Genomic DNA, 22,506 nt, shown 5'->3' with positions numbered 1-22,506 from the left:
CCGATAGTTTTATCACTAGGTTCAGCTACTTACCAAATTACTTAAATAATAATTATGTAGGGATTGCAAAGAGTTCGCTAAGCTCTTTGTGGCGTTTAGCGCAAAGATAGTACGTATAGACTAAGACTATTAGTCGATATAAAACTACATGCGATAGAAATTGAAGGTTCTTTAGGGTTATGGCGCGATTAACAGGGGTTCAGCGAGTGTGGGAAGCAGGCATGATTATCGCCTGTGTTTTCGCCTTTTTCTTATTGCTGGCACTAGTATCTTTTCATCCAGGTGATCCAGGTTGGAGTCAGGCTGGTTTACAATTAGACATTCACAATTGGGTTGGCGCGACTGGGGCATGGGTTGCAGACTTATTGCTATTTTCGTTTGGTTTCCTTGCTTATTTGCTCCCATTTGGCTCTGCATTTTTAGGGTGGTTCCTTTTTCAGCACATTAAAGAATTGGACGAATTCGACTACCTCACCATCGGGTTGAGAATTATCGGTGGGTTATTAATGGCCCTCGGCGCAACGGGCATCGCCAGCATCAATTTTGATGATATATACAACTTTTCAGCAGGCGGCTTTGTTGGTGATGTGATTAGTTCAGCGCTTATACCGTACTTTAATACTGCCGGTACTATCCTATTGCTGCTTTGCTTTTTCTGTACGGGCTTTACGTTATTAACAGGTATTAGCTGGCTTACTATTATTGACAGGTTGGGAGAAGGAACGCTGTGGTTGGGGCGTAAAACCCTGTCTGCACCACAAAGTTTATTGGCACTTGAAATGCCCCGTCTGGCGTTGGCCAACAAATCATCAAATCAAGAAAGCACCGATACTTCCGAGCTGGATATTACTAGTATGCGAGCAGAACCCTTAGCTTCTTCCGCACAAGTTCAAGAACAGTCACAGCAACCGCAAACGCCTACGCAGAGAGCAACTTCGACTCGCAATGAACCCTCTTTCGGTATTGATGAGCTTAATAATGAGCCACCGTTCTATACTTATGATGGCGGCGATAACGCACAAGCTGAAGGTAAGTCGACACAAGATAGCGAAAACTTACGAAGCGATGAAGCACTTTCAAACGCTGGCGAAAGTGAACCTGAGACGAAGAAGTCAGCATTTTCGCTATCAGGTATGCGTAATGCGGTAACGGGTAGCTTTAAAGATAAATCAGGTTTAGGTAATTCTAACCAAGATGAGCCAGTGTCGTCAGAAAGTGAAAATACTCGAAGTGAGCCTCAGGTTCAGCAAAGCCCACATATTAACTTTGACGAGCTAGAAGAGTTTGACGAAGACTTGCCTTATGAAACGGGAAGTAAGCCTACGTCTTCCGTAAATGTTAGTGAAACACCTGCGCCTGCAGCACAGGCAAAAACGCCTCAATCACAAGAGGCGCATTCACAAACAGAACAGGCACAAACAGCGAGCCAAGAAAGCAATCAAGCATTCGCGCCTGCAGCACTTGGTGCTAAACCTGTTAAGGCGAAATCGAATGAGGTTGACCCTGATTTGCCACCTATGCCGTCGTTTGATTTGCTAGAACGTGCTGACAAACATGAGAACCCGTTAACACCAGAAGAGATTGAAGGAATTTCTCGCTTGGTGGAAGAAAAGCTTGCTGATTTTAATATTGAAGCCACTGTAGTGGGTGTGTACCCAGGCCCAGTAATTACGCGCTTTGAGCTAGACCTAGCGCCTGGCGTTAAAGTGAGTAAAATTACAGGTTTATCAAAAGATTTAGCCCGTGCAATGTCAGCTATTTCTGTGCGTGTAGTAGAGGTTATTCCAGGTAAGTCGGTTATTGGGTTAGAACTCCCCAACAAAAAACGCGAAATGGTGCGTTTAAGTGAAGTAATTAGCTGCGATACCTTCCAGTCTAATAAATCGCCTTTAACCATGGTGTTGGGTGCAGATATCTCTGGTCAGCCAGTAGTGGTTGATTTAGCTAAAATGCCTCACCTTTTAGTTGCTGGTACTACAGGTTCAGGTAAATCTGTGGGTGTAAACGTAATGATCTTGAGTTTGCTTTATAAAAGCACGCCTGAAGACGTTCGCATGATCATGATAGACCCTAAGATGCTTGAACTTTCGGTGTATGAAGGTATACCGCACTTGCTTTCTGAGGTTGTGACCGACATGAAAGAGGCCGCCAATGCACTTCGTTGGTGTGTAGGTGAAATGGAACGCCGTTATCGCTTAATGAGCGCCCTTGGTGTGCGTAACCTCAAAGGTTATAACGCTAAGGTAGAAGAAGCCATTGCTAATGGTACGCCAATTAAAGATCCGCTTTGGAAAAACGAAGAAAGTATGGATGCCGAAGCGCCAGACTTAGCAAAACTTCCGGCTATTGTTGTGGTAGTGGACGAATTTGCCGACATGATGATGATTGTGGGCAAAAAAGTTGAAGAGCTTATTGCGCGTATTGCCCAAAAAGCCCGTGCGGCAGGCATTCACCTTATTCTTGCTACACAGCGTCCATCGGTAGACGTTATCACCGGTTTGATTAAAGCGAACATCCCAACCCGTTGTGCATTCCAGGTATCAAGCAAAATAGACTCAAGAACTATACTCGACCAACAAGGCGCAGAAACCTTACTAGGTATGGGTGATATGCTTTATCTTCCACCGGGAAGCCCAGTACCTACCCGTGTTCACGGAGCGTTTGTTGACGATCATGAAGTACACGCGGTAGTGGCCGACTGGCAGAAGCGCGGCGAGCCAGAGTACATTGATGAGATCCTTAACGGCGAAGCAACCGCAGAAGTATTATTGCCAGGTGAGCAGCCCGAGGGCGAAGACCAAGAATTCGATGCATTCTACGATGAGGCCGTTGCATTTGTTACCGAAACTCGTCGTGCCAGTGTCTCAAGCGTGCAGCGTAAATTTAGAATTGGTTACAACCGTGCAGCGCGCTTAGTTGAACAAATGGAAATGAGTGGTGTCGTAAGTGCACAGGGGCATAACGGAAACCGTGAGGTGCTTGCACCGCCGCCCCACAAAGAATAACGAATGGATTGAATAAATGAATAAAGCAGTTTCGGTTTATTTTATAAGTGCATTTTCTATAAGCGCATTCTCTATAAGCGCACTAACCGTAGCGGGTGTAGCAGAGGCCTCTGCAAATGCTTCAGTAGAGCTTAACGCCACTAACATTCAGAGTGTGTACAACGATAGCGCTGACACAGTTGCTACTGCTACTTCAGTTAGCGAAAGTGATGCTGTCAGTTCATCGCTTCAAGCTTTATTAAGTGACATGAAACAGTTTCGTGCAGGCTTTGACCAAACAGTGGTGGACGCGCAGCAAAATATTGTGCACGAGGCCCAGGGTACGTTAACCATGACCCGCCCAAATAAGTTACGTTGGGAAACCACGTTTCCTGATGAAACCTTGCTGGTAGCCGATGGTGAAGCGGTGTGGAATGTAGATACCTTCGTAGAACAAGTAACGGTAATATCCCAAGCGAATGCAATAAAAGACAACCCTATTGTTTTGCTTACTTCTACGGATGAAGCAACGTGGTCGAAATTTTCTATTAGCCAAATGAGCAGTGGGGTATCTGCTAACAACGCGACGAGTGACATCAACAATGGCCCTGCCTTGCAAAGTTATCAAATCACACCGAAGGAAGAAGGCGGTCAAATTGTCACGCTTACGTTAACGTTCAATCAAGATGATGAACTCGCTTCGCTTAATATGCTTGATGCGCAACAGCAAATCAGCACGTTAGTGTTCAATAATATTGAAACACGCTTTCCAGTACCCGCCGACACCTTCTCAGTTGATATTCCAGATAGCTTCATAGTTGATGACCAGCGTTAATCAAGAATTTGCGCCCCTAGCGGCGCGCATGCGCCCAGTTACCATAGACGAGTACAGCGGACAGGAACATTTACTTGGCGAGGGCAAACCGCTTCGTAAAATGTTAGAGGCGGGCCACTGCCACTCTATGATCTTGTGGGGGCCGCCCGGAACGGGCAAAACCACCCTCGCTGAACTTATCGCACAGTACACTAATGCGTCTGTTTTGCGGATCTCAGCCGTTACTTCTGGGGTTAAAGATATCAGAGCCGCTATGGACACAGCTGAAGAGAACGCCCGCTATAATCAGCGAACGCTGCTTTTTGTAGATGAAGTTCACAGGTTCAACAAAAGCCAGCAAGATGCGTTTTTGCCATTTGTTGAATCTGGTGTGGTTACCTTTATTGGCGCAACGACAGAGAACCCGTCGTTTGAATTAAACAAAGCGCTGTTATCTCGTGTTCGCGTTTACGTACTAAAAACACTTGAACAACACGCTCTGTTTGAATTAGTTGATAGAGCACTGAGTGACAGTGAAAAAGGTCTGGGCGACAGAGCCCTTGGTATTGAAGACATAGCAAGAAACGCTCTTATAGATTTAAGCGGTGGCGACGCCCGGCGCCTTCTTACCTATTTAGAGCTGGCTGCAGACTTCACAAGTGCTAACGATATTACCGTTAGCGATGTTGAGCATGCGGTAGGCGAGAAAGTCGCCAGCTACGACAACAAAGGCGATACCTTCTACGATTTGATTTCAGCCTTTCATAAATCAGTGAGGGGGTCAGACCCTGACGCTGCACTTTACTGGTATGCAAGAATTTTGGATGGCGGCGGTGATGCACTTTACGTGGGGAGACGATTACTGGCTATCGCGTCTGAAGATATTGGTAACGCCGACCCCAGGGCTATGCAGCTATGCATAAACGCATGGGATACATTTCATCGTGTAGGACCTGCAGAGGGCGAACGTGCCATCGCACAAGCCGCCGTTTACTGTGCTTTAGCTGCAAAAAGTAATGCGGTTTACATGGCGTTTAATGAAGCAAAATCGTTAGCGCGAAAGACCTCTGATGCACCGGTACCCATGCATTTACGCAATGCGCCTACGTCGCTTATGAAAGAACTGGGTCATGGAGACGGTTATCGCTATGCACACAACGAGCCGAATGCCTTCGCCGCTGGCGAAACATACTTACCAGAAAGCCTTGCCGGAACTCGCTTATACAATCCTAACGAGCGCGGTTTAGAAAAAGCGCTTAAAGCCAAACGGGAATTTCTCGACTCTCTTAATGCGAGAAGCAATAATAAAAGGTAGAGTTGTACACATGCACCTCCACTAATTCAAAGACTATGGATTAGTTCATAATAAGAACGGGCTAGGGAGTTTTACGTGCCTCAAGGGTTAGCTTTGTATTGTTTTATTGCCGCAGGCGGGGCGACTGGCGCCTGTTTACGCTATTTTGTTACCACAAGCGTTGATTCCTTATTTGGAAAACACATGCCGTTTGGTACACTAACGGTGAATGTGGTTGGGTCGTTTGCACTCGCATTATTGTACGGTATTATTGAACGTCACGATTTAAGCGACTCTCCCTACCGTGCTCTCATCGGTGTAGGCCTATTAGGTGCCTTTACTACATTCTCAACATTTTCTGTTGAAACCTTAACTTTATTAGAAAACGGGTTGTGGCTTAAAGCCGCAGCGAATGTATTTCTTAACGTTGGCGCTTGCTTAGTAGCAGGTTGGCTAGCCATTCAATTGATGAAAGGATAATTAGAAACACATGTTAGATCCAAAGTGTTTGCGAAGCGATATAGAACAAACAGCTAAGCGATTAGCTGCCCGTGGTTTTAACCTCGATGTAGCAGCTTTCAGTTCGCTTGAAGAAAAAAGAAAAACACTTCAGTCCAGAACACAGGATCTGCAAAACGAGCGTAACGTACGAAGTAAATCCATCGGTAAAGCTAAGGCGCAGGGCGAAGATATTGCACCGCTTTTAGCTGAAGTGGGTAAATTGGGTGATGAGCTTGACGCCGCTAAAGCAGAACTTAGCGAACTGCTGGAAGAAATAAACACCCTTACGCAAGGTATTCCTAACTTGCCGGATGAGTCTGTACCAGAAGGTAAGGATGAAGACGACAACGTGGAAATTTCCCGTTGGGGTGAGCCTCGCACATTTGATTTTGAAGTAAAAGATCACGTAGACGTTGCTGAAGGCTTAAACAACGGCTTAGATTTCGCCACAGCTAGCAAACTAACAGGCAGCCGTTTCGTGGTAATGCGCGGCGATATGGCACGCTTAAACCGTGCTATTGCTCAGTTCATGCTTGATACCCATACTCAAGAACACGGGTACCAAGAGATGTACGTGCCTTATTTAGTTAATGCGGACAGTTTGTACGGCACTGGCCAATTGCCTAAGTTTGGTGAGGATTTATTCCATACTAAGCCTGCAACCGAAGAGGGGCAGGGGCTGAGCCTTATCCCAACGGCAGAAGTACCGCTAACTAATATTGCGCGCGATGAGATCTTAGACGCGAAAACACTGCCTGTGAAAATGACAGCACACACGCCTTGTTTCCGTTCAGAAGCCGGCTCTTACGGTCGTGATACTCGTGGCCTAATTCGTCAGCATCAGTTCGACAAGGTAGAACTGGTACAGCTAGTTAAGCCAGAAGATAGCTTCGACGCGCTAGAAGCACTTACTGGCCATGCGGAAGTTATTCTGCAAAAGTTGGAACTACCTTACCGCAAAGTGTTGCTATGTACGGGTGACATGGGCTTTGGTGCATGTAAAACCTACGACCTTGAAGTATGGCTACCTGCACAAAATACTTACCGTGAAATTTCATCATGTTCTAACATGCTGGACTTCCAAGCACGACGTATGCAGGCTCGATTCCGTAATCCTGAAACGAATAAAACGGAACTGCTTCATACATTGAACGGCTCTGGTTTGGCGGTAGGGCGCACGCTTGTAGCTATTCTGGAGAATAACCAGCAAGCAGACGGTAGCGTAACCATTCCAAAGGCACTCGTGCCTTATATGGCAGGCCAGGAAGTGATTAAGGCGACATCTGCATAGACAGTACCTGTGAATAGAGCACCCACGGCAATTTAAGCCAACTCTATTACTGTTAAATATCAAAAATCCGGTACCGCAAGTAGGTATCGGATTTTTTCTATCTCCTATTAATCCCGAACATCGAATCTATTATCAAGCAAGCTTGTGCATTATTTGTACAAATATTTGATGCGTAAAATTTCTCATATAAACAGCGGCTTATTCATTTTAAAATTCATCGATAAAAGTTGTTTCAAAATGTTAATGGATGAGATTTTTAGTCGAAAATTACCTATATTTTAAACGCTAAAGTGATAATTGACACTTGCAGTTATATCTTATACTTTTGGCTAATGTTGCGCTTGACGTAACAAAACTGAAATGTAGATGCACCTTCATCACAATAATGAAAATAGGTCGTATTTACATTAAATTAAAAAAAGAAAGCTTCATGAATAAATGGACTTACCTTTCGGTAGCTCTGTTTGTTCAGAAAGCCGAATTCCAGGGAACAAAAATGGAAAACCGAAACACACTAAACCGATTATCTCAAGGGATAATCGTCGCGCTTGGTCTTGGGGGAGCTTCATTCGTAGCTGCTCAAGAAGAAGCTGATAAGAGTGCTGAATCTGTAGAACAGATTTCAGTTGTAGGCTCTCGTATCCGTACAGACTCTTTTGCTAATGACACGCCTATCGACATTATTTCTGTTGAAGATGCTGAAGGTGAAGGTCTTAAGACCTTGGGTGAACTACTTCGTACAAGTACTGCGGCAGCTGGTTCAAGCCAGATTACTGCAGCCCTTACGGTTGGTTACGTAACTGATGGCGGTACCGGTGCAGAAACTGTCGGTCTTCGTGGCCTAGGTGCAAACCGTACACTTATTCTATTAAATGGCCGTCGTGCAGGACCTGCGGGTACACGTGGTGCAGTTTCTTCGTTCGATTTGAACAGTCTGCCACTTTCAGCTATCGAGCGTGTTGAAATCCTTAAAGACGGTGCATCTGCGCTTTACGGTTCAGACGCAGTAGCCGGTGTAATTAACATTATCACCAAAAAAGGCGACGAGAAGACGGTAAACGTTGATATTAGCCAGCCAATGGAGTCGGGTGGTGAAGACCGCCGTATTAACATCTCTTTTGGTGAAGAGTACGCAGAAGGTTCATTCCGTGTAACGGCTGACTACCGAAAGGTGTCAACGCTTCGCCGCGGTGATCGTGACTACTTCAACTGTACTGAACGTCTACAGTTTGCTGAGGACGGTTCACGTACCGATCCTATCGACCCTCGTACAGGGGAATACCACTGTGCCGAAACTGGTTACGGTTTGTGGTTGTACGGTGATGTATCATCAGCATACGGTGGTAGCTTACAAGCCGCGTATGACTACGATAACTTTTTTGCAAACAATGGTTTTGAAAGCATTAACGACGCAAACGTTGGCTTTACTACGCCTGAAGGCTGGTATCCCGTATCGTTTAACGACGACTATGCCAGTGAAGGTTGGTGGGATCAGAATCACCCGTTCTTAGGCTCGCAAACTGTTGTTCCAGAAACGCAAAATGCGTCTATTTATGCGACCGGTGAATATAACCTTACTGACGATGTTATGATTTACGGTGAGTTCATTCACAGCCGTCGTACAACAAAAACTGATGATTATCGTCAGTTTTGGACTGCTGATGTGGGCACTCTATCTACTGATGTATTGGACGGTTTTGATGGGGCAGGTTCAGTTTTCCCTGTTGCCCTAACGGATCACTTCAGCTCAGAAATTCAAGTTGACTATACCCGTGGTGTTGTCGGTGCAACTGGCGATATTGGTTTTTGGACTTGGGATTTATCTTACCAGTACAGCTACAATGATGGTAAGTACGAACAAGATATCATCTACAACGATGCTATGTTAATGGCGCAGTACAATGCTGCAGACGGCGTTAGCTGCTCTGGCGAAGTAACAGAGTTTAGCGGCAATACCTGTGTTGATATTCCATGGACAGACCCAGAATTCCTTTACGGTAACAGAACTCCAGCACAAGAAGCATTTTTGTTTGGTCGTGATTACGGGCAAACAACTTACGACCAGCAAACCCTTGAAGGTTATGTAACAGGCGACTTGTATTCTCTACCAGCTGGTGAAGTGGGCGCCGCGTTTGGTTTCCAAATCCAAAAAGACGAAATTGAAGATACGCCTGGAGAAAATACTCTTAATGGCAATTCTTGGGGTTTATCTGGCGCAGGTATCACTGCAGGTGACCAGTTAACTAAAGCAATTTACGCAGAAGTTAAAATTCCAGTTTTAGAAGACGTTACTGGCTTCGAAAGCTTGGATCTAACCGCCTCTGGTCGTTGGAACGATGTTGATACTTATGGTTCAGACACAACGTTTAAACTAGGCCTGAACTGGTCAATCATTGATGGAGTTAGCGTTCGTGCAAGCCGCGGTACGTCTTTCCGTGCTCCGGCACTATACGAGCTATACCTTGCAGAGCAGACTGGTTTCGCTGGTCAGCTAGCTATCGACCCTTGTCTTGACTACGTTAATCAGTTTAACGCTGGTGCAATCTCAGACACCGTATTAGCAAACTGCCAAGCTGAAGGTATTCCTGCAGATTACGAGCAAGGCGGAAGTTCTGCGTTGCTTGTGACAAGTGGCGGTGTAGGCCGTCTTGAAGCAGAAACTTCAGTTGCTGAAGGTATTGGCCTTGTACTTACCAGCCCTGAAGATACGTACGCTTTCTCAATCGACTATTTCAACATTGAAATTTCAAACGAGATTGACAACTTAGGTGGTGCAGACATCGTAAACCGTTGTTATAACTCTATCGATTTTGCTAACGAGCCGCTATGTGATTTGTTCACACGTAGAGACGGTTCAGACGCAAACGATTTTGGTATTGACCAAGTTAACGGTGGTTACGTGAACATTTCGTACCAACGTGTACGTGGTGTTGACTACAACTTTACTTATGATGAGGAATTCGATTGGGGTAACGTTCGTTTCCGCGTAGAACACACTATGCAGATTGAAAAGTTCGGCCTATTATTTGAAGACTCTCCGTATAATAACGAAGTTGGCGAAAACGGTATGCCTAAACACGTAGGTGTGGCTCGCCTTACCTATGGTAGAGACGACTGGAGCGTTACGTGGACAGCTAGCTACTTCGACTCTACAAACGATTATGAGTACTACGGTAGCGAAACCAATACCACTACGCTAAATGGCGAAACAGTGACGTTTATTGACGAAACAAAATGGACGACATATCACGCATTGTCGGGCTCATTTGTTTACGAAGACTTCGATTTTACTGTGGGTGTAGCGAACATGTTTGACCAGGAGCCACCTCGTTTATCTAGAAGTGGTTTTGAGTTAGGTAACTCTGCTTTATTCTCTCAGTACGACTTTATCGGTCGAAGAGTATTTGCTAACGTAAAATACAACTTTTAAAAGCACGACTTGAAGTAGTAAGCCTCCGTTAATCGGAGGCTTTTTTACATGGAGATAATAAATAAATGAAAGCGCGTGTGTTACTTTTCATAACGTTAATGCTAGGAAACCAATTTTTATTGGTTGCCGCGAGGGCAGATGTAAACAAGCAAGTATTAGAGGCTTACGCAAACCCTTCACTTTATCTAGATATTAAAATATCCCCCGATGGCACCTATTTGGCATCAACTTCACGGGATAAAGAAGACGGTGTAATCTTTTTAACGGTGCTAGATATAAAAAATCAAAAAGTAGTATCTATAACTCGTGGAAAAGGGAAGAAATCGGTAAGTAGTTTCAATTGGCTGAATGATGAACGCCTTTTGCTTACGATGGCTCGCGAAGTTGGTTCATTCGAAAGACCCCTTCCAACGGGTGAACTAATCGCAATGAATGCTGACGGTTCAAACAATACAATATTGACGGGATGGCGTTCAGAAAGTGGCGATAAGCGCTTTTCTCAGATGGTAGACTTTCTTCCAAATGAACCAGATGCCGTAATTGTTTCAAGTGTAGACCTATATGCTAAAGAGCCATATTTAGATCTGTACAAAATGAAAGTAAGTAATGGCCGTAAAAGTGGTCTTGGCCGTTTACCATTGCGCGGATACGACGGGATTACATCTGGTGTAATTACGAATAGTGAAGGTTATGCAATTGCAACTTTTAATACCGACCCAAATGAAGGTAATAAACAAAAGCTATTGGTTCGAGCTTCGAAAGATGAAGATTGGTTTGTGGCTTTTGAAGCGGAAGATTATGCGCCTTTCTTTGAGCCTATTGTACTATTAGACGATGATAAGACCCTAGTTGGTTTAAGTTCAATAGAGACGCCCACCAAAGCTATAGCGACCTACAATATAGAAACGAGAGAGCATACGGTACTCTATGCTCATGAAAAAGTAGATGTAACACCTATTCTTCACGCTGAAGGTGGTCAGGTGCGCGAATTGCTTGGTGCTTTTTATGAGTATAAACAACCAGATGCAGTTTTATTTCAAGATGTAAAAAACAAATCTGAACAGTCGATAATTGCGAGTCTTTTAAAATCTTTCAAAGGACAAACTATAAGTGCAACATCATCGACCAACGATGGAAATAAGACTATTTTTAGAGTGAACAATGCGAATAATCCGTCGGTATTCTATTTGTTTGATAAAGAAGCACGGCAACTTGTCAAACTTGCTGAATCAAGACCGTGGATGAATGATATTAGCATTCCAGCGTCTAAGTTGATTACATACAAAGCAAGAGATGGGCAAGAGATATCAGCAGTGCTTACCCTTCCTTCTGGTGAATCCAAAAACTTGCCTTTTGTGTTACTTCCACATGGTGGTCCTCACGGTGTCTACGATACCATCACAGAAATCAACGCTGACGCTAAAGTTCTAGCCTCTCATGGCTACGCGGTACTACAACCTAATTTTAGAGGTTCGGGCGGATATGGTTTAGACTTTTTAACCGCAGGCTTTAGAAAGTGGGGAACAACTATGATTGATGATATGACTGACGGTTCTCTACACTTGGTTAAACAAGGCATCGTAGATAAAGACCGGATGTGTGTGTATGGTGGCTCCTACGGTGGATATGCCGCTCTTCAAAGCGTAATTAGAGAGCCTGATCTGTATAAATGCACCATTGGTTTTGTGGGTGTCTATAGTCTTCAACATTTTAGGGAAGGAGGTGATATCCCTACTCGTAAGTCTGGGGTTAATTATTTAAATCGCGTACTACCTGAAGGTGCAGAGCAAGTTGCTCAGTCGCCTGTGAAGAATGTAGATAAAATAAAAGTTCCTGTTTTTATAATTCAAGGCGAAGAAGATGTTCGTGTACCAAAAGAGCACGCATTTAAATTGCGCGATGAGTTGGAAAAACAAAACAAGCCCTATGAATGGATGATGAAAAAAGGCGAGGGCCATGGATTCTATAAGCCTGAAAACAATATTGAGCGTTGGGATGCTATGATCAAATTTTTAGACAAGCATACTCACTAAATAGTTAGTATCAAGCCTAACTTTAAATTTGGGGGGAACGGTTGTCACACCGTTCCCTTTTTTATTTGTAATTATTATTGATACTCATCTTAATTATTAGCTAAAGTGGGATATTGTTTAGGCTAAAAGAAGACTCATGTGCGGATTTATACAACGTATTACTGACTCACCAGACGTTATAGCGCTACTCGAAGAAGTGGGTCTCACACAAACCATTCCGCTTTTTGTCAACGAATCTTCTACAAGCAATGTCATAAACTTTTATCCCGCATTTGGAAATGCACCTGAAAGACAAATTACGAATTTAATTGTTTCTGGTGATAGCACCATAGATGCTACATGGTGGTTTGATGCCAAGCCCGTAAACAACACGTTAGAGGTTGGCAATAGAACAACATTCAATGCCCGTAATCTAGAAAGCCCTTATTGGGGAAAGTTTATTCGAGAACGGCGGGCTATAGTCGTAGCAACGGCAGTAGGGGAGTCTAATCCAATTGGGAAAGGCAAAGCACATTACTTAATGAAACCCACCAGTGGGGCATTGCTTATTGGTGCGGTATATCGGCGGTTTAGTAACGGTTTATATTCTTGTGCAGTGGTGACGCGTCCACCCACAGAGAAGTTTAGTCAGTATCATGAAAAATCCATTCCCTGCTTTCTTCCTCATGACAAGCATGCTATTAACGCGTGGCTAACGGCTGACAAACAAGGCCCTTTAAATAATGAGGTAGAGTATATTTTGAATAACCCTCGTATCTATACCGACCTAGAAGTCACGCGAGTAAAAACGTTTAAGAGTGCCGAGGCTATCGGTGAAGTTAATATGTTAAAGGCTGACTAAAACTTTTAAATAAAACCGCACATACGAATAAAATGAAGGCGGCCTTAATCACAGCCGCCTCTAATCTTAGATTTACAGGAAAACGCTTTATTTAAGGTAGGAAAGTAAGGTTTCCTCGTCCGCGCCTAAAACATTCTTTTTCACTTCTTTATCGACAACGTCTGAACATTGAGATGACATTCCATTTCGCAATTTACCAAGAAAACCCGGCCCGCTAATAATATCTATTGAGCCTAGCGCACCTCGCTTACGCTCGCCATCTAGCCAATCAGCAATGTCACTGGCAAATCGTTCATCTTCAAGTTCAGCGGCATCTTTTCGGTTCATGCTATCAACGCCCGGCACTTGTGAAGCGGGAGCCGATTGTCTACCGGGTTTATCCGTGTAAATATCTTGGTCACTCGCGCCGCTAAACTCATTGTGCCATTTCTTTACTTCAACGAGTGCACTTCCGTGGTTGGTATAGGTGTAAGCTGTGGCGTCGTCGTGGTTAGCCACAATTACGTAGTGTCTTTGAACTGTCATACAGCCTCCTATGTCCATTTATGTAAAACATTCACGTTTAAGGTGTTTACTAATGGCAAGTATGAAAAATGTGCCTGAAACCCTAGATAAAACGCTAATGTAAAAGAGGTGTTGCAATATCAACACCAAAACTAAGATAAATAGTAATGGGGCGGCGCTTTTAATAACTATCTTGGAGCAGTCTTCAAACCGTGCAAAGTGCTTTGGTCGAATAATAATTTTGACGAAGCGAGTCATGCTTAATTTATAAGCTTGATATAAATTACCAAATCATTATGGATATTTTTGAACAAAATTATTGATTAAAGGGGCGCTGCAGTCTACATTTATTACTATAAGAAATAAGGACTTTTCAATGAATAAAATAACAATGTTAGCGGCGTTGGTACTCTTACCCGCAATAGTAAATGCTACGACTATGATTGAATCTGGGCAGCCGAACTCCGTTAATAGCCCTGAAAAAACCTCAAATACTTCACCTGCAGAGGCACAATCTGAAACCTCAGCCACATGTTATGTTGTCTCTGAATATTACAATGGAACAAAGCGGCAAAATGTAGTCAGCAACCAAATTGAAAGCAGTATTATGGAACATGTGAAGGGAAAGAATTTAAATCTCAATGATATAGATAAAGGTGGAGAATTGACTGGTCTAGAGATTGAAATCGATGGCCATTCAGTAGACCTTAATGTTCATCGTGATTTAAGTGGAGAGTCTAACATTGCTATTGTTGGTGACGCTGAAAATCGCTTGGTTTTTAGACTTGGCCTTTTGTTGGAACGCTCTACAAATCATGAAAATAAGTTAAATTCGGTAACACTAAGCTTAGAGAGAGGCATGTCTAAAATTGATGGGATGACCCATGCGCTAGCATTTATGGATGGCGAAATAAATGAAACAACTAATACCACTACTGACGACGAGCAGTGCCGAAGAGAACTTGCTAAAAACCAAGCAAAAAACCAATATTGGGGGGCTTATATTGGCCCAGGTTTAGATTCTCCAAATATTTTAGAGCCTCTCTCTCCAGGAATATGCAAAAGAACAGTGAGTATGCGTACTTGCTATGCGAATAAGGGCCAGAATCCTTGTACAGAGACAGTGTACTCTTTTCCGGAGCGGTGCGATTGACGGAAAACAGAACTAAATTATGCCTGGCCTTTTCAGCAACGCCTTTACAAGCATTTCGCAGGTTTAGGTAATCCAGCTAATTTGGTGGCTTGCTTAGCCGGGCCTTTTTTAAAGAGACGCTGCAGGTAACGGCTATTACCTTTTTCTGGCCCAAACTTATTGGCCATGGCTTTCACCAAAGCACGAATTGCGGGGCTAGTTTCGTATTCTTCATAGAATGCGCGTACGAATCGAACGACTTCCCAGTGGGCTTCGGTTAATTCAATGTTCTCTTCTTGCGCCAGCAACTCAACCATACCTTCTTCCCAAAGCGTGTAGTCGAGTAAATAGCCGGCTTTATCAGTAGGGATCTCTTGACCATTATAGGTAAAGCTAAAGGTTTCTTGTGTCATTAAAGTGTTACCCAATGCGTATTTTTTGCTGACAAAGCAGCAAACTCTCTGGAAGTGATAGACATAGCTTGCTCTGGCAATTTAGCACCTCTTGCCAATGCATCGCTATCGACAAATGCCAAATTAAGTGGTGATTCTTCTTTCACGTGATTCGTTAGTTCTTCAAAAAACAAACTTTCGATTGAAGGGGCGTAAACACCGTCGCCTATACAAACCACGCAGACATCTACGCTTAATTGCTTTAAGGCTGCTTTAAGAAACTGTTTGTCAGCAACGGAAATGGTTGGCGTTGAGATAGAAATAAGCATCAAAAGGTCACCACATGGTCAGCGCTTTGAATTAAAGTAACTTTTGCAGATGAAGTTACCCAGTTGCATTCAAGCTCTTCAACTAAGTCAGTGTTGGCGAGTACGTGTTCAATATCATAAGTTTCTGCGCTCGCTTTACACACATAACATTCTTCTATGTCAAAGAACGGCATGCTAGCAATTCGCTTAGTGTGATTTTTAAGCCCTTTGGTAGACGCCGCTTTAACCAGTTGCAGCACGCCTTCATTTTCGAATAGCACCTTAACCTCGTGCCCATAATTTGTTGCAGCAAGCGCAAAATCTAAACCGTCTTGGCTTTTCTCGTTGGAAAAAGGACTTTGGGTAAATCTAATAAGTAAATGTGCCATTAGAATTGTACCAACCTGTTGCAATCGTGAAGCGCGGTGAAGAATTCGCTCAAGCCAGCTTGCTCGAAAGGCGCGGTTAAGTTGGCCTGAGACAAGCCATTCTCTTTCGCCTCTAACTCGCTAACAATACCTCGCTTAACGGCGGCGGTAATGCATACAAGTAATTTTACGTTGTGTTCAGTCGCTAGAGTCTTCCAGCTCTCAAGTACGAACAGCTCGTCACCCGTCTTTAGCATTAAGTTATTGGTGTGGTGTACACCTTCGCTATAAAAGAAAACGTTGTTTATTACATCACCATTATCGATTACACCTTGTGCAAAGGAGAGGGCGCGTAAAGCTGTATCGCCTTGAAACGGTGATGATGTGATAAGTACTGAATATTCTGCCATACAAATAAAAACACCCCGGTTAAGGGGTGTTTGTCTTTTTAACCTTTAACGCTAAATTAATCGTCGCCACCAAACGCACCTAGAAGGTGAAGAATAGACGTGAACAAGTTGTATATGTTCAAGTATAGCGAAACTGTAGCGCGAATGTAGTTTGTTTCACCACCGTGGATGATACGGCTTGTATCAAACAAGATGAAGCCTGACATAATAAACACAATCGCTGCGCTAATTGCTAGACTTACCGCAGGTACCGCGAAGAAGATGTTCGCAATAGCCGCTACAAGCACTACAACTAGACCTACTACCAAGAAGCCGCCCATAAAAGAGAAGTCTTTCTTAGTTGTAAGGGCGTAGCCAGAAAGCGCAAAGAACACAAGCGCTGTTGCACCCAGTGCTTCCATGATTAGGCCGGGGCCTGCTACACCTAAATAGAAATTAAGCGTGTAACCTAAGGACGCGCCCATCAAACCAGTGAAAGCAAATACCCAATAAATACCAGAAGCAGAGTCTGCTTTCTTCTGAACTACAAAAAGAGTAATAAATGCGCCGATAGTCATAACAAGAGACATCATAGGAGAAATGCCTACCGCCATTGCTATACCAGCACAAACCGCACTAAACGCTAGTGTCATCGCAAGCAGCATATAGGTGTTGCGTAGAACCTTGTTCGTCTGCAATACCGATGGTTGAGATGCACTTGAATACATCGAACGTTGATCCATTGTTTCCTCCAACAGGACTTATGATATGACCAAAATGGTACACAATTATTTAGTGTATGTTGTATGGGTTTTAGTTCCCATTTTCAAGTAGTTTCAGATGAAAATGGTGTCAGGTGAATATAAAAACATCTTTTATACGTGCTAAATAGCGTATTTGATTGAAATGTCGGCACTTGAACAACTTTTTTAATTTTTCGCTTTACAGTCATAAAAATATCATTAAGATACGCAGCACTTCTGGAGAGTTGGCAGAGCCCGGTTTAATGCACCTGACTTGAAATCAGACGTGGGGTCAAACCCACCGGGGGTTCGAATCCCTCACTCTCCGCCATATTATGAAAAACCCGCACATTGTTGCGGGTTTTTTTATGCCTATCTACAACATTAAACTTTGGTATAAGACCACAGTCGCATTGTTACATTCCATTCACATGTTTAGGCTTGCGTTTTCTTCGCGCAATCTAAAGGTGTTATGTGTCACAGGAAAGTTCTTCTTATCAAAATCTTCACAAACCGAGCAGTAGTTTTAAATCAAGAGACGACTATTTAAACCACGAATTACAAATACTTTCTCCCAAACGTTGGCGGTTAAACCTGCCTGGTAAAGATTACCGCGTTGAGTGGGAAGACTTTGTGCCCGGTATGGCTGCAACCATAGGTAAAATTGTTATGGTTGCTGCAGTTGTTGGCGCATTTGCAGCGCCACTTGGGTTATCCTCTGAATTTGTTATTGAAAACGTACGCTTCGAGTTGCTTATCGCCGCCGTATTGTTCGTTGTTTTGATTTCAGGTTTTCTTAATCCATCTGCCAATTTAGCGGGAACCCACGGTCCGCTTTTGCCACTGGTGCCTCTTATCGTTGCTTCTGGTGGTCACCCAATGGCGCTCGGCCTGCTCATCGGTTTATTTGGTTTCATACTAGGGATAACAAAAGGCGGTAGCATACTGGCAAAGCTTACCAGTAACGGTGTATGCGGTGGGCTACTGTTATACTTAGGCTTTATAGGCATTACAGGACAGGTTAAAAAACTATTTGCGTGGGCAGAGAGCTTCGATATGGCTTATTTAGCCTTTGTAGTGATTATTGCCACTATTCTTATGTACGCATGGCTAGAGCATATTAAAAAGCGCTGGTTGGCCATTCCGCTTGGTGCGGTGATGGCAGCAGCAATAGCGTTTGCCTTTGGCGCGCCGTTTGAGTTCACAACATCGCCGGGTATGCCTAATTTAAACCCTGCGTATTGGTGGGGTGAAGACACAGGCTGGAAGCTAGGTTTACCAGACTGGTCGCATTTCATTGCTGTGTTGCCTTTTGCTGTGCTCGCTGTGTCAATGTGGTCGCCAGACTTCTTGGGGCATCAGGTTTTTCAAAAGCTTAGCTACCCGAAAAAAAGTGAAAGGGCGCATATGAACATTGACGACACCATGATTGCAGCCTCAAGCCGTCAGGCGGTAGGAAGCTTATTGGGTGGTGGCAATATCTCATCTTCGTGGGGCACGTATATTATCCCTGCGTCTATTGCGCGTAGGCCTATACCTGGAGGTGCCTTAGTAACCGGCTTTCTATGTGTTGTTGCCGCACTTTGGGGTTATCCTATGGACCTAGCTATTTGGCCTCCAGTACTATGCGTTGCACTGATTGTTGGCGTGTTTCTTCCGTTAATGGAAGCGGGTATGCAAATGACACGGGAAGGTAAAACTACTCAGTCAGCTGCACTAGTTGTTATCTCATCTGTATTAGTTAACCCGGTATTTGGTTGGTCTTTTACTATGCTATTGGATAATTTGGGTTTAGTTGGGTGTAAAGACAGGGCAGGCGACTTAGGTAAAGCAGGGCGCTGGGTTATTCCTGGTATTACTTTCTTGGTGTTGTGTACGGTTATGGCGTTAATCGGTATGTTCCCTGGTGTACCTGCAATTATGGAAACGTTTAGAGTTTAATAGCGCTGAACGGGTTAGGGGTAAAGGTAGTGGTGTATACATAACCCCATCAGTTTTGCTCAATCAAATTTAAGACTAATAGACTCAGAAGTGGTTAACACCGGCGGCGTAGAGTAACCTTTACGCCGCTTTCAATTTACAGCAGATTTAGGGTAAGCCCAGTAAGAATGCACTTTTCACCGGTTATGCGTAACTGTTTTAGTTATCCCAATAGGGCGTGTCTGTGAAATAATTAGATAAAAAGTCGATGAAAACCCTTAGTTTATTGGAAATAAGCTTTCTGTGCGGGTAAACAGCGTATAACGAAATTGCTTGCGGTATGAACTCATTGAGTATAGCTACCAATTCACCGTTTTTGAGCGCTTCACCAACGATAAATGTAGGTTGAAGTACGTAACCTTCCCCCTGTTTGGCTACATTGGCAAGTACTTCGCCGTTGTTAGATATTAGCTTTGGGGTTACCTTCTGTGCATTCGTTTTTAGCGCTGAAAAAAGTGCTGACTTATCGTTATCATAATTCACATAAGAATATTCAAGATAGTGCTCAGGCCTTAAATCTTTGGGGTGTAGTGGTGTACCGTATTTTTTCAGATATGTAGGAGAAGCGCACAAAGCGAGTTTGACGGTTGTGATATTCTTAGCCACCAGCGTTGAGTTAGCAAGGTGGCCTGCACGTATTGCTACATCAAACCCCTCGTCTATCACATCAATTTTTCTGTCGTTTAGCTGCAAGTTTATCGAAACACTCGGGTGTGCTTGTTGAAATGTACTGAGCGCTCCAGCTAAATGCAGAGTGGAAAACGAAACTGGCGCACTAACATGCAAAACGCCTTTTGCTTCTGTGTTAAGCAATCCAAGCTGACTTTCCATATCGGTTACGCTTTCAAGAATATGGTTAGCATGCTGCAAGCATTGTTGTCCTGCCTCGGTTAAGTGGATTTTTCTTGTAGTGCGATTGAATAAGCGCGTATCAAGTTGCTTCTCTAGTTCTGCAACATATTTGCTTACCAGCTGATTTGACGTGTCTAGCTTTTCTGCAGCTTTTGTAAAGCTGCCTTCATTTGCAACAACGCTGAAAGTTTTCAATAGCAATAATTTATCCATCGCTCAGCCTATCATTCTAATAAACAACATGGTGTTGGTAATCATTCAATATTATAGCGCTTTATTCAATAGATGTTGGTAACTATTCTGTATGCATCAGGTTAGCGCAGTGCCAACGCTATGAAGACAGGCACTGCGTTCATCATTTTTTTGATATGACACTTTCAATCACAAAGACTTTAAGGATTCGACAAATGAGTAAGCAATTTTTGAAAAACATTTTTACTTCTAACAGCAGTTTTTCTAGTTTGGTTTTACGTGTGCCAGTTGGCATTATTCTTACTGCACACGGCGCACAAAAACTCTTCGCTTGGTTTGGTGGTTACGGATTAGAAGGCACTGGGCAATGGATGGAAAGCATTGGACTAGCGCCAGGCTTTTTAATGGCATTGCTGGCCGGTAGTGCTGAGTTTTTTGGTGGATTAGCACTTATTGTAGGTTTTCTAACACGCCCGGCCGCTTTGGTAAGTGCATTCACTATGGTGATTGCAATTTTTAGCGTGCACGCAGCCAACGGTCTGTTTATGACCAACAATGGTTATGAGTTTGCGTTAGCACTGCTTGCAGCAACAACGGCTCTCGTAATTCAGGGAGGGGGTAAATTTTCTATAGACTCTCTGATCAGTGACAAGCTTTATAAGTAAGGCGAGCTACGCCCATTTTTTTTGAAGCCGGCTTTAAACAGCCGGTTTCTATGGTAAGCCCCCCACACGGATACGATTTAGAGTAGTGCTATGAAACAGCCAATCGAAATTACAACGCCATTGCCAGTACAAATTAGTACAGCGTATATATCTCATGGCGGAGGTCCGCTACCACTGCTTGAAATGCAGACAAATGGTGAAGCGAATTCCCCCCAGTATCACAAGGAAATGATTGAAGCGCTCAAAATGTTATCAGCAGATTTACCCAGGCCTGATGTAATCATAGTAATTAGCGCTCATTGGGAAGAAACAGAAGTTAGTGTGACTACTCACTCAGAGCCTTCTTTGGTTTATGACTATTATGGCTTTTCTCAAGAGGCGTACTCTCTTAAATACCCGGCGAAAGGAGAAGTTTCACTTGCAACTTTGCTATTAAAGCGTTTAACGGAACAAGGCATTGCTGTGCGGGAGGATAGGGCACGTGGCTTCGATCACGGAATGTTTATCCCACTAAGTATCATGTATCCCAACGCTGATGTACCCTGTATTCAAGTATCCATTACGTCGTGTTTGAATACGGAAAAGCATGTGCTATTGGGAGAAGCAATTAGGAAAGCTGTAGAACGCGGGATAAGGCCTGTAAATAGTGATGCAACGGACCAAGTGAATATTTTAGTATTGGGCTCGGGTTCTTCATTTCACAATATGCATGGCTTTTTTGATAGCTCTGATGATGCAATGCGTAAAGCTACGCGCTTTAATAACTGGCTTCAGACAACCATGCAAACCAGTGCCTATAGTGAGAATGAACGCAAAACTCGGCTTGTTGAATGGTACAGCGCACCGGATGCGCGATATGCACATCCTAGAGAAGAGCACCTTCTTCCACTCCATGTTTGCTATGGTGTTAATAACAGAGCAGCTGATAAAGCCATGTCTTTAACGCTTTTAACCAAACCTGCAAGCATGTTTGTGTGGAGTGATTAACCAGTGCTGCGTCAATGTAACGTATGATCAAATAATGTGTAATTTAAACCAGAGCAATTAAATTTTGAGCACTTTGTTTATCAATTGTTCGCTTAGGTCGAAATCTTGAAATTAGTGCTTTACAGGCCCTCAGAAATCATTAAGATACGCAGCACTCAAGGAGAGTTGGCAGAGCCCGGTTTAATGCACCTGACTTGAAATCAGACGTGGGGTCAAACCCACCGGGGGTTCGAATCCCTCACTCTCCGCCATATTCGAAAAACCCGCACATAGTTGCGGGTTTTTTTATGGCTAAAATAAATGTTTTGTTGAGTGAGAGTAGGAGCGCCGTCCCTCGACTAATAAACGCGAAAGACTGGCGCTGTGGAAAGGGCATTTATATCCATTTAGTTGTACATTACGGAATCATTAGCTAGAAACAATAAGCGCGTTAGCAATGAAAATTGGTGCCGTTTTAACCAAAGGTGATTAAGCTTCTTGCAAAAAGATGAATATTTCACCAGTTGATTGATTTAATTGAAATTAGTGCTTTACAGCGTGCCGTAAATCATTAAGATAAGCACCACTTCAGGAGAGTTGGCAGAGCCCGGTTTAATGCACCTGACTTGAAATCAGACGTGGGGTCAAACCCACCGGGGGTTCGAATCCCTCACTCTCCGCCACATTACGAAAACCCGCACATTGTTGCGGGTTTTTTTATGGGTGAAATATTTTCTGATCTCATCCTGTCTGTATCTTGTAATTACAAAACATTTCATAAAAACCAAGTTATGTCGCGCTTTATTCACAAAAGCTTGATATATATA

General features: G+C 43.6%; 19 protein-coding genes and 3 tRNA genes. 15 read left to right on the top strand and 7 right to left on the bottom strand.

The genetic code is table 11. The features are described 5' to 3' along the window. The first annotated feature begins 179 nt into the window (after nt 1–179). From ACYTPF_RS16370 to ACYTPF_RS16335, 8 genes are all read left to right on the top strand, one after another. Nucleotides 180–3,005, top strand: coding sequence for a DNA translocase FtsK 4TM domain-containing protein (locus ACYTPF_RS16370; protein ID WP_461852960.1), 2,826 nt, complete (start codon nt 180–182; stop codon nt 3,003–3,005). A 16-nt stretch (nt 3,006–3,021) separates the two neighbouring features. Next, nucleotides 3,022–3,819 (top strand): outer membrane lipoprotein chaperone LolA, encoded by a 798-nt coding sequence (lolA, locus tag ACYTPF_RS16365; protein WP_461852959.1) that lies wholly within the window; start codon nt 3,022–3,024, stop codon nt 3,817–3,819. Beyond that, the gene (locus ACYTPF_RS16360; protein ID WP_461852958.1) at nt 3,806–5,113 is read left to right on the top strand and encodes a replication-associated recombination protein A; all 1,308 of its coding nucleotides are present in this window, start codon (nt 3,806–3,808) and stop codon (nt 5,111–5,113) included. Before lolA ends, ACYTPF_RS16360 begins: the two co-directional genes overlap by 14 nt. A 75-nt stretch (nt 5,114–5,188) precedes the next feature. Beyond that, nucleotides 5,189–5,572: a fluoride efflux transporter CrcB gene (gene crcB, locus ACYTPF_RS16355; protein ID WP_136781676.1), complete on the top strand. Its 384-nt coding sequence runs from the start codon at nt 5,189–5,191 to the stop codon at nt 5,570–5,572. 10 nt (nt 5,573–5,582) lie between these two features. Continuing rightward, the gene (serS, locus tag ACYTPF_RS16350; protein WP_461852957.1) at nt 5,583–6,884 is read left to right on the top strand and encodes a serine--tRNA ligase; all 1,302 of its coding nucleotides are present in this window, start codon (nt 5,583–5,585) and stop codon (nt 6,882–6,884) included. A gap of 430 nt (nt 6,885–7,314) precedes the next feature. Beyond that, a complete protein-coding gene (locus tag ACYTPF_RS16345) occupies nt 7,315–10,314 on the top strand; it encodes a TonB-dependent receptor domain-containing protein (protein ID WP_461852956.1) in 3,000 nt (999 codons plus the stop codon). A 65-nt stretch (nt 10,315–10,379) separates the two neighbouring features. Beyond that, nucleotides 10,380–12,347 (top strand): alpha/beta hydrolase family protein, encoded by a 1,968-nt coding sequence (locus ACYTPF_RS16340; RefSeq protein WP_461852955.1) that lies wholly within the window; start codon nt 10,380–10,382, stop codon nt 12,345–12,347. Nucleotides 12,348–12,483: 136 nt separating this feature from the next. Further along, on the top strand, nt 12,484–13,188 hold the full coding sequence (locus ACYTPF_RS16335) for an SOS response-associated peptidase family protein (protein WP_461852954.1): 705 nt from the start codon (nt 12,484–12,486) through the stop codon (nt 13,186–13,188). A gap of 87 nt (nt 13,189–13,275) precedes the next feature. Here ACYTPF_RS16335 and ACYTPF_RS16330 read toward each other — a convergent pair whose 3' ends face one another. Beyond that, complete coding sequence (locus ACYTPF_RS16330; protein ID WP_179983531.1) at nt 13,276–13,713, bottom strand: host attachment protein; 438 nt, start codon at nt 13,711–13,713, stop codon at nt 13,276–13,278. A gap of 355 nt (nt 13,714–14,068) precedes the next feature. On the opposite strand from ACYTPF_RS16330, the gene ACYTPF_RS16325 reads away from it, so the two are divergent. Then, the gene (locus ACYTPF_RS16325) at nt 14,069–14,845 is read left to right on the top strand and encodes a hypothetical protein (protein ID WP_461852953.1); all 777 of its coding nucleotides are present in this window, start codon (nt 14,069–14,071) and stop codon (nt 14,843–14,845) included. 44 nt (nt 14,846–14,889) lie between these two features. Here the strand turns inward: ACYTPF_RS16325 and ACYTPF_RS16320 are convergent, their stop codons facing one another. Genes ACYTPF_RS16320 through ACYTPF_RS16300 form a run of 5 tightly spaced genes read right to left on the bottom strand, consistent with a single transcriptional unit; the run spans nt 14,890 to nt 17,024 of the window. After that, a complete protein-coding gene (locus ACYTPF_RS16320) occupies nt 14,890–15,237 on the bottom strand; it encodes a TusE/DsrC/DsvC family sulfur relay protein (RefSeq protein WP_461852952.1) in 348 nt (115 codons plus the stop codon). Beyond that, entirely contained in the window at nt 15,237–15,545 is a 309-nt protein-coding gene (locus ACYTPF_RS16315) for a hypothetical protein (protein ID WP_461852951.1), read from the bottom strand. The genes ACYTPF_RS16320 and ACYTPF_RS16315 overlap by 1 nt, the downstream gene beginning before the upstream one ends. Continuing rightward, nucleotides 15,545–15,913 (bottom strand): DsrE family protein, encoded by a 369-nt coding sequence (locus tag ACYTPF_RS16310; protein WP_461852950.1) that lies wholly within the window; start codon nt 15,911–15,913, stop codon nt 15,545–15,547. Before ACYTPF_RS16310 ends, ACYTPF_RS16315 begins: the two co-directional genes overlap by 1 nt. Beyond that, nucleotides 15,913–16,302, bottom strand: coding sequence for a sulfurtransferase complex subunit TusD (tusD, locus tag ACYTPF_RS16305; RefSeq protein WP_461852949.1), 390 nt, complete (start codon nt 16,300–16,302; stop codon nt 15,913–15,915). Before tusD ends, ACYTPF_RS16310 begins: the two co-directional genes overlap by 1 nt. Nucleotides 16,303–16,358: 56 nt before the next feature. Beyond that, a complete protein-coding gene (locus ACYTPF_RS16300; RefSeq protein ID WP_014949619.1) occupies nt 16,359–17,024 on the bottom strand; it encodes a Bax inhibitor-1/YccA family protein in 666 nt (221 codons plus the stop codon). 239 nt (nt 17,025–17,263) lie between these two features. Between ACYTPF_RS16300 and ACYTPF_RS16295 the strand changes: the two genes are divergently transcribed. Both ACYTPF_RS16295 and ACYTPF_RS16290 read left to right on the top strand, forming a co-directional pair. Then, nucleotides 17,264–17,355: transfer RNA gene (locus ACYTPF_RS16295), tRNA-Ser, on the top strand. 143 nt (nt 17,356–17,498) lie between these two features. Further along, nucleotides 17,499–18,965: a DUF3360 family protein gene (locus ACYTPF_RS16290; RefSeq protein ID WP_461852948.1), complete on the top strand. Its 1,467-nt coding sequence runs from the start codon at nt 17,499–17,501 to the stop codon at nt 18,963–18,965. Nucleotides 18,966–19,163: 198 nt separating this feature from the next. Here ACYTPF_RS16290 and ACYTPF_RS16285 read toward each other — a convergent pair whose 3' ends face one another. Continuing rightward, on the bottom strand, nt 19,164–20,069 hold the full coding sequence (locus ACYTPF_RS16285) for a LysR family transcriptional regulator (RefSeq protein WP_461852947.1): 906 nt from the start codon (nt 20,067–20,069) through the stop codon (nt 19,164–19,166). Between the two features lie 194 nt (nt 20,070–20,263). Here ACYTPF_RS16285 and ACYTPF_RS16280 point away from each other — a divergent pair, with 194 nt between their 5' ends. The 4 genes from ACYTPF_RS16280 (at nt 20,264) to ACYTPF_RS16265 (ending at nt 22,362) form a co-directional block, all read left to right on the top strand. Then, a complete protein-coding gene (locus ACYTPF_RS16280) occupies nt 20,264–20,713 on the top strand; it encodes a DoxX family protein (RefSeq protein ID WP_179983524.1) in 450 nt (149 codons plus the stop codon). Between the two features lie 90 nt (nt 20,714–20,803). Further along, entirely contained in the window at nt 20,804–21,700 is an 897-nt protein-coding gene (locus ACYTPF_RS16275) for a DODA-type extradiol aromatic ring-opening family dioxygenase (protein WP_461852946.1), read from the top strand. Between the two features lie 159 nt (nt 21,701–21,859). After that, nucleotides 21,860–21,951: transfer RNA gene (locus tag ACYTPF_RS16270), tRNA-Ser, on the top strand. Between the two features lie 319 nt (nt 21,952–22,270). After that, nucleotides 22,271–22,362 (top strand) — tRNA-Ser (locus ACYTPF_RS16265). Nucleotides 22,363–22,506: the final 144 nt, after the last annotated feature.

The sequence above is a fragment of the Alteromonas sp. HB246098 genome (assembly GCF_054890645.1).
The sequence above is the reverse complement of the archived record's forward strand: the minus strand, read 5'-3'. Positions and strand labels throughout refer to the sequence as shown.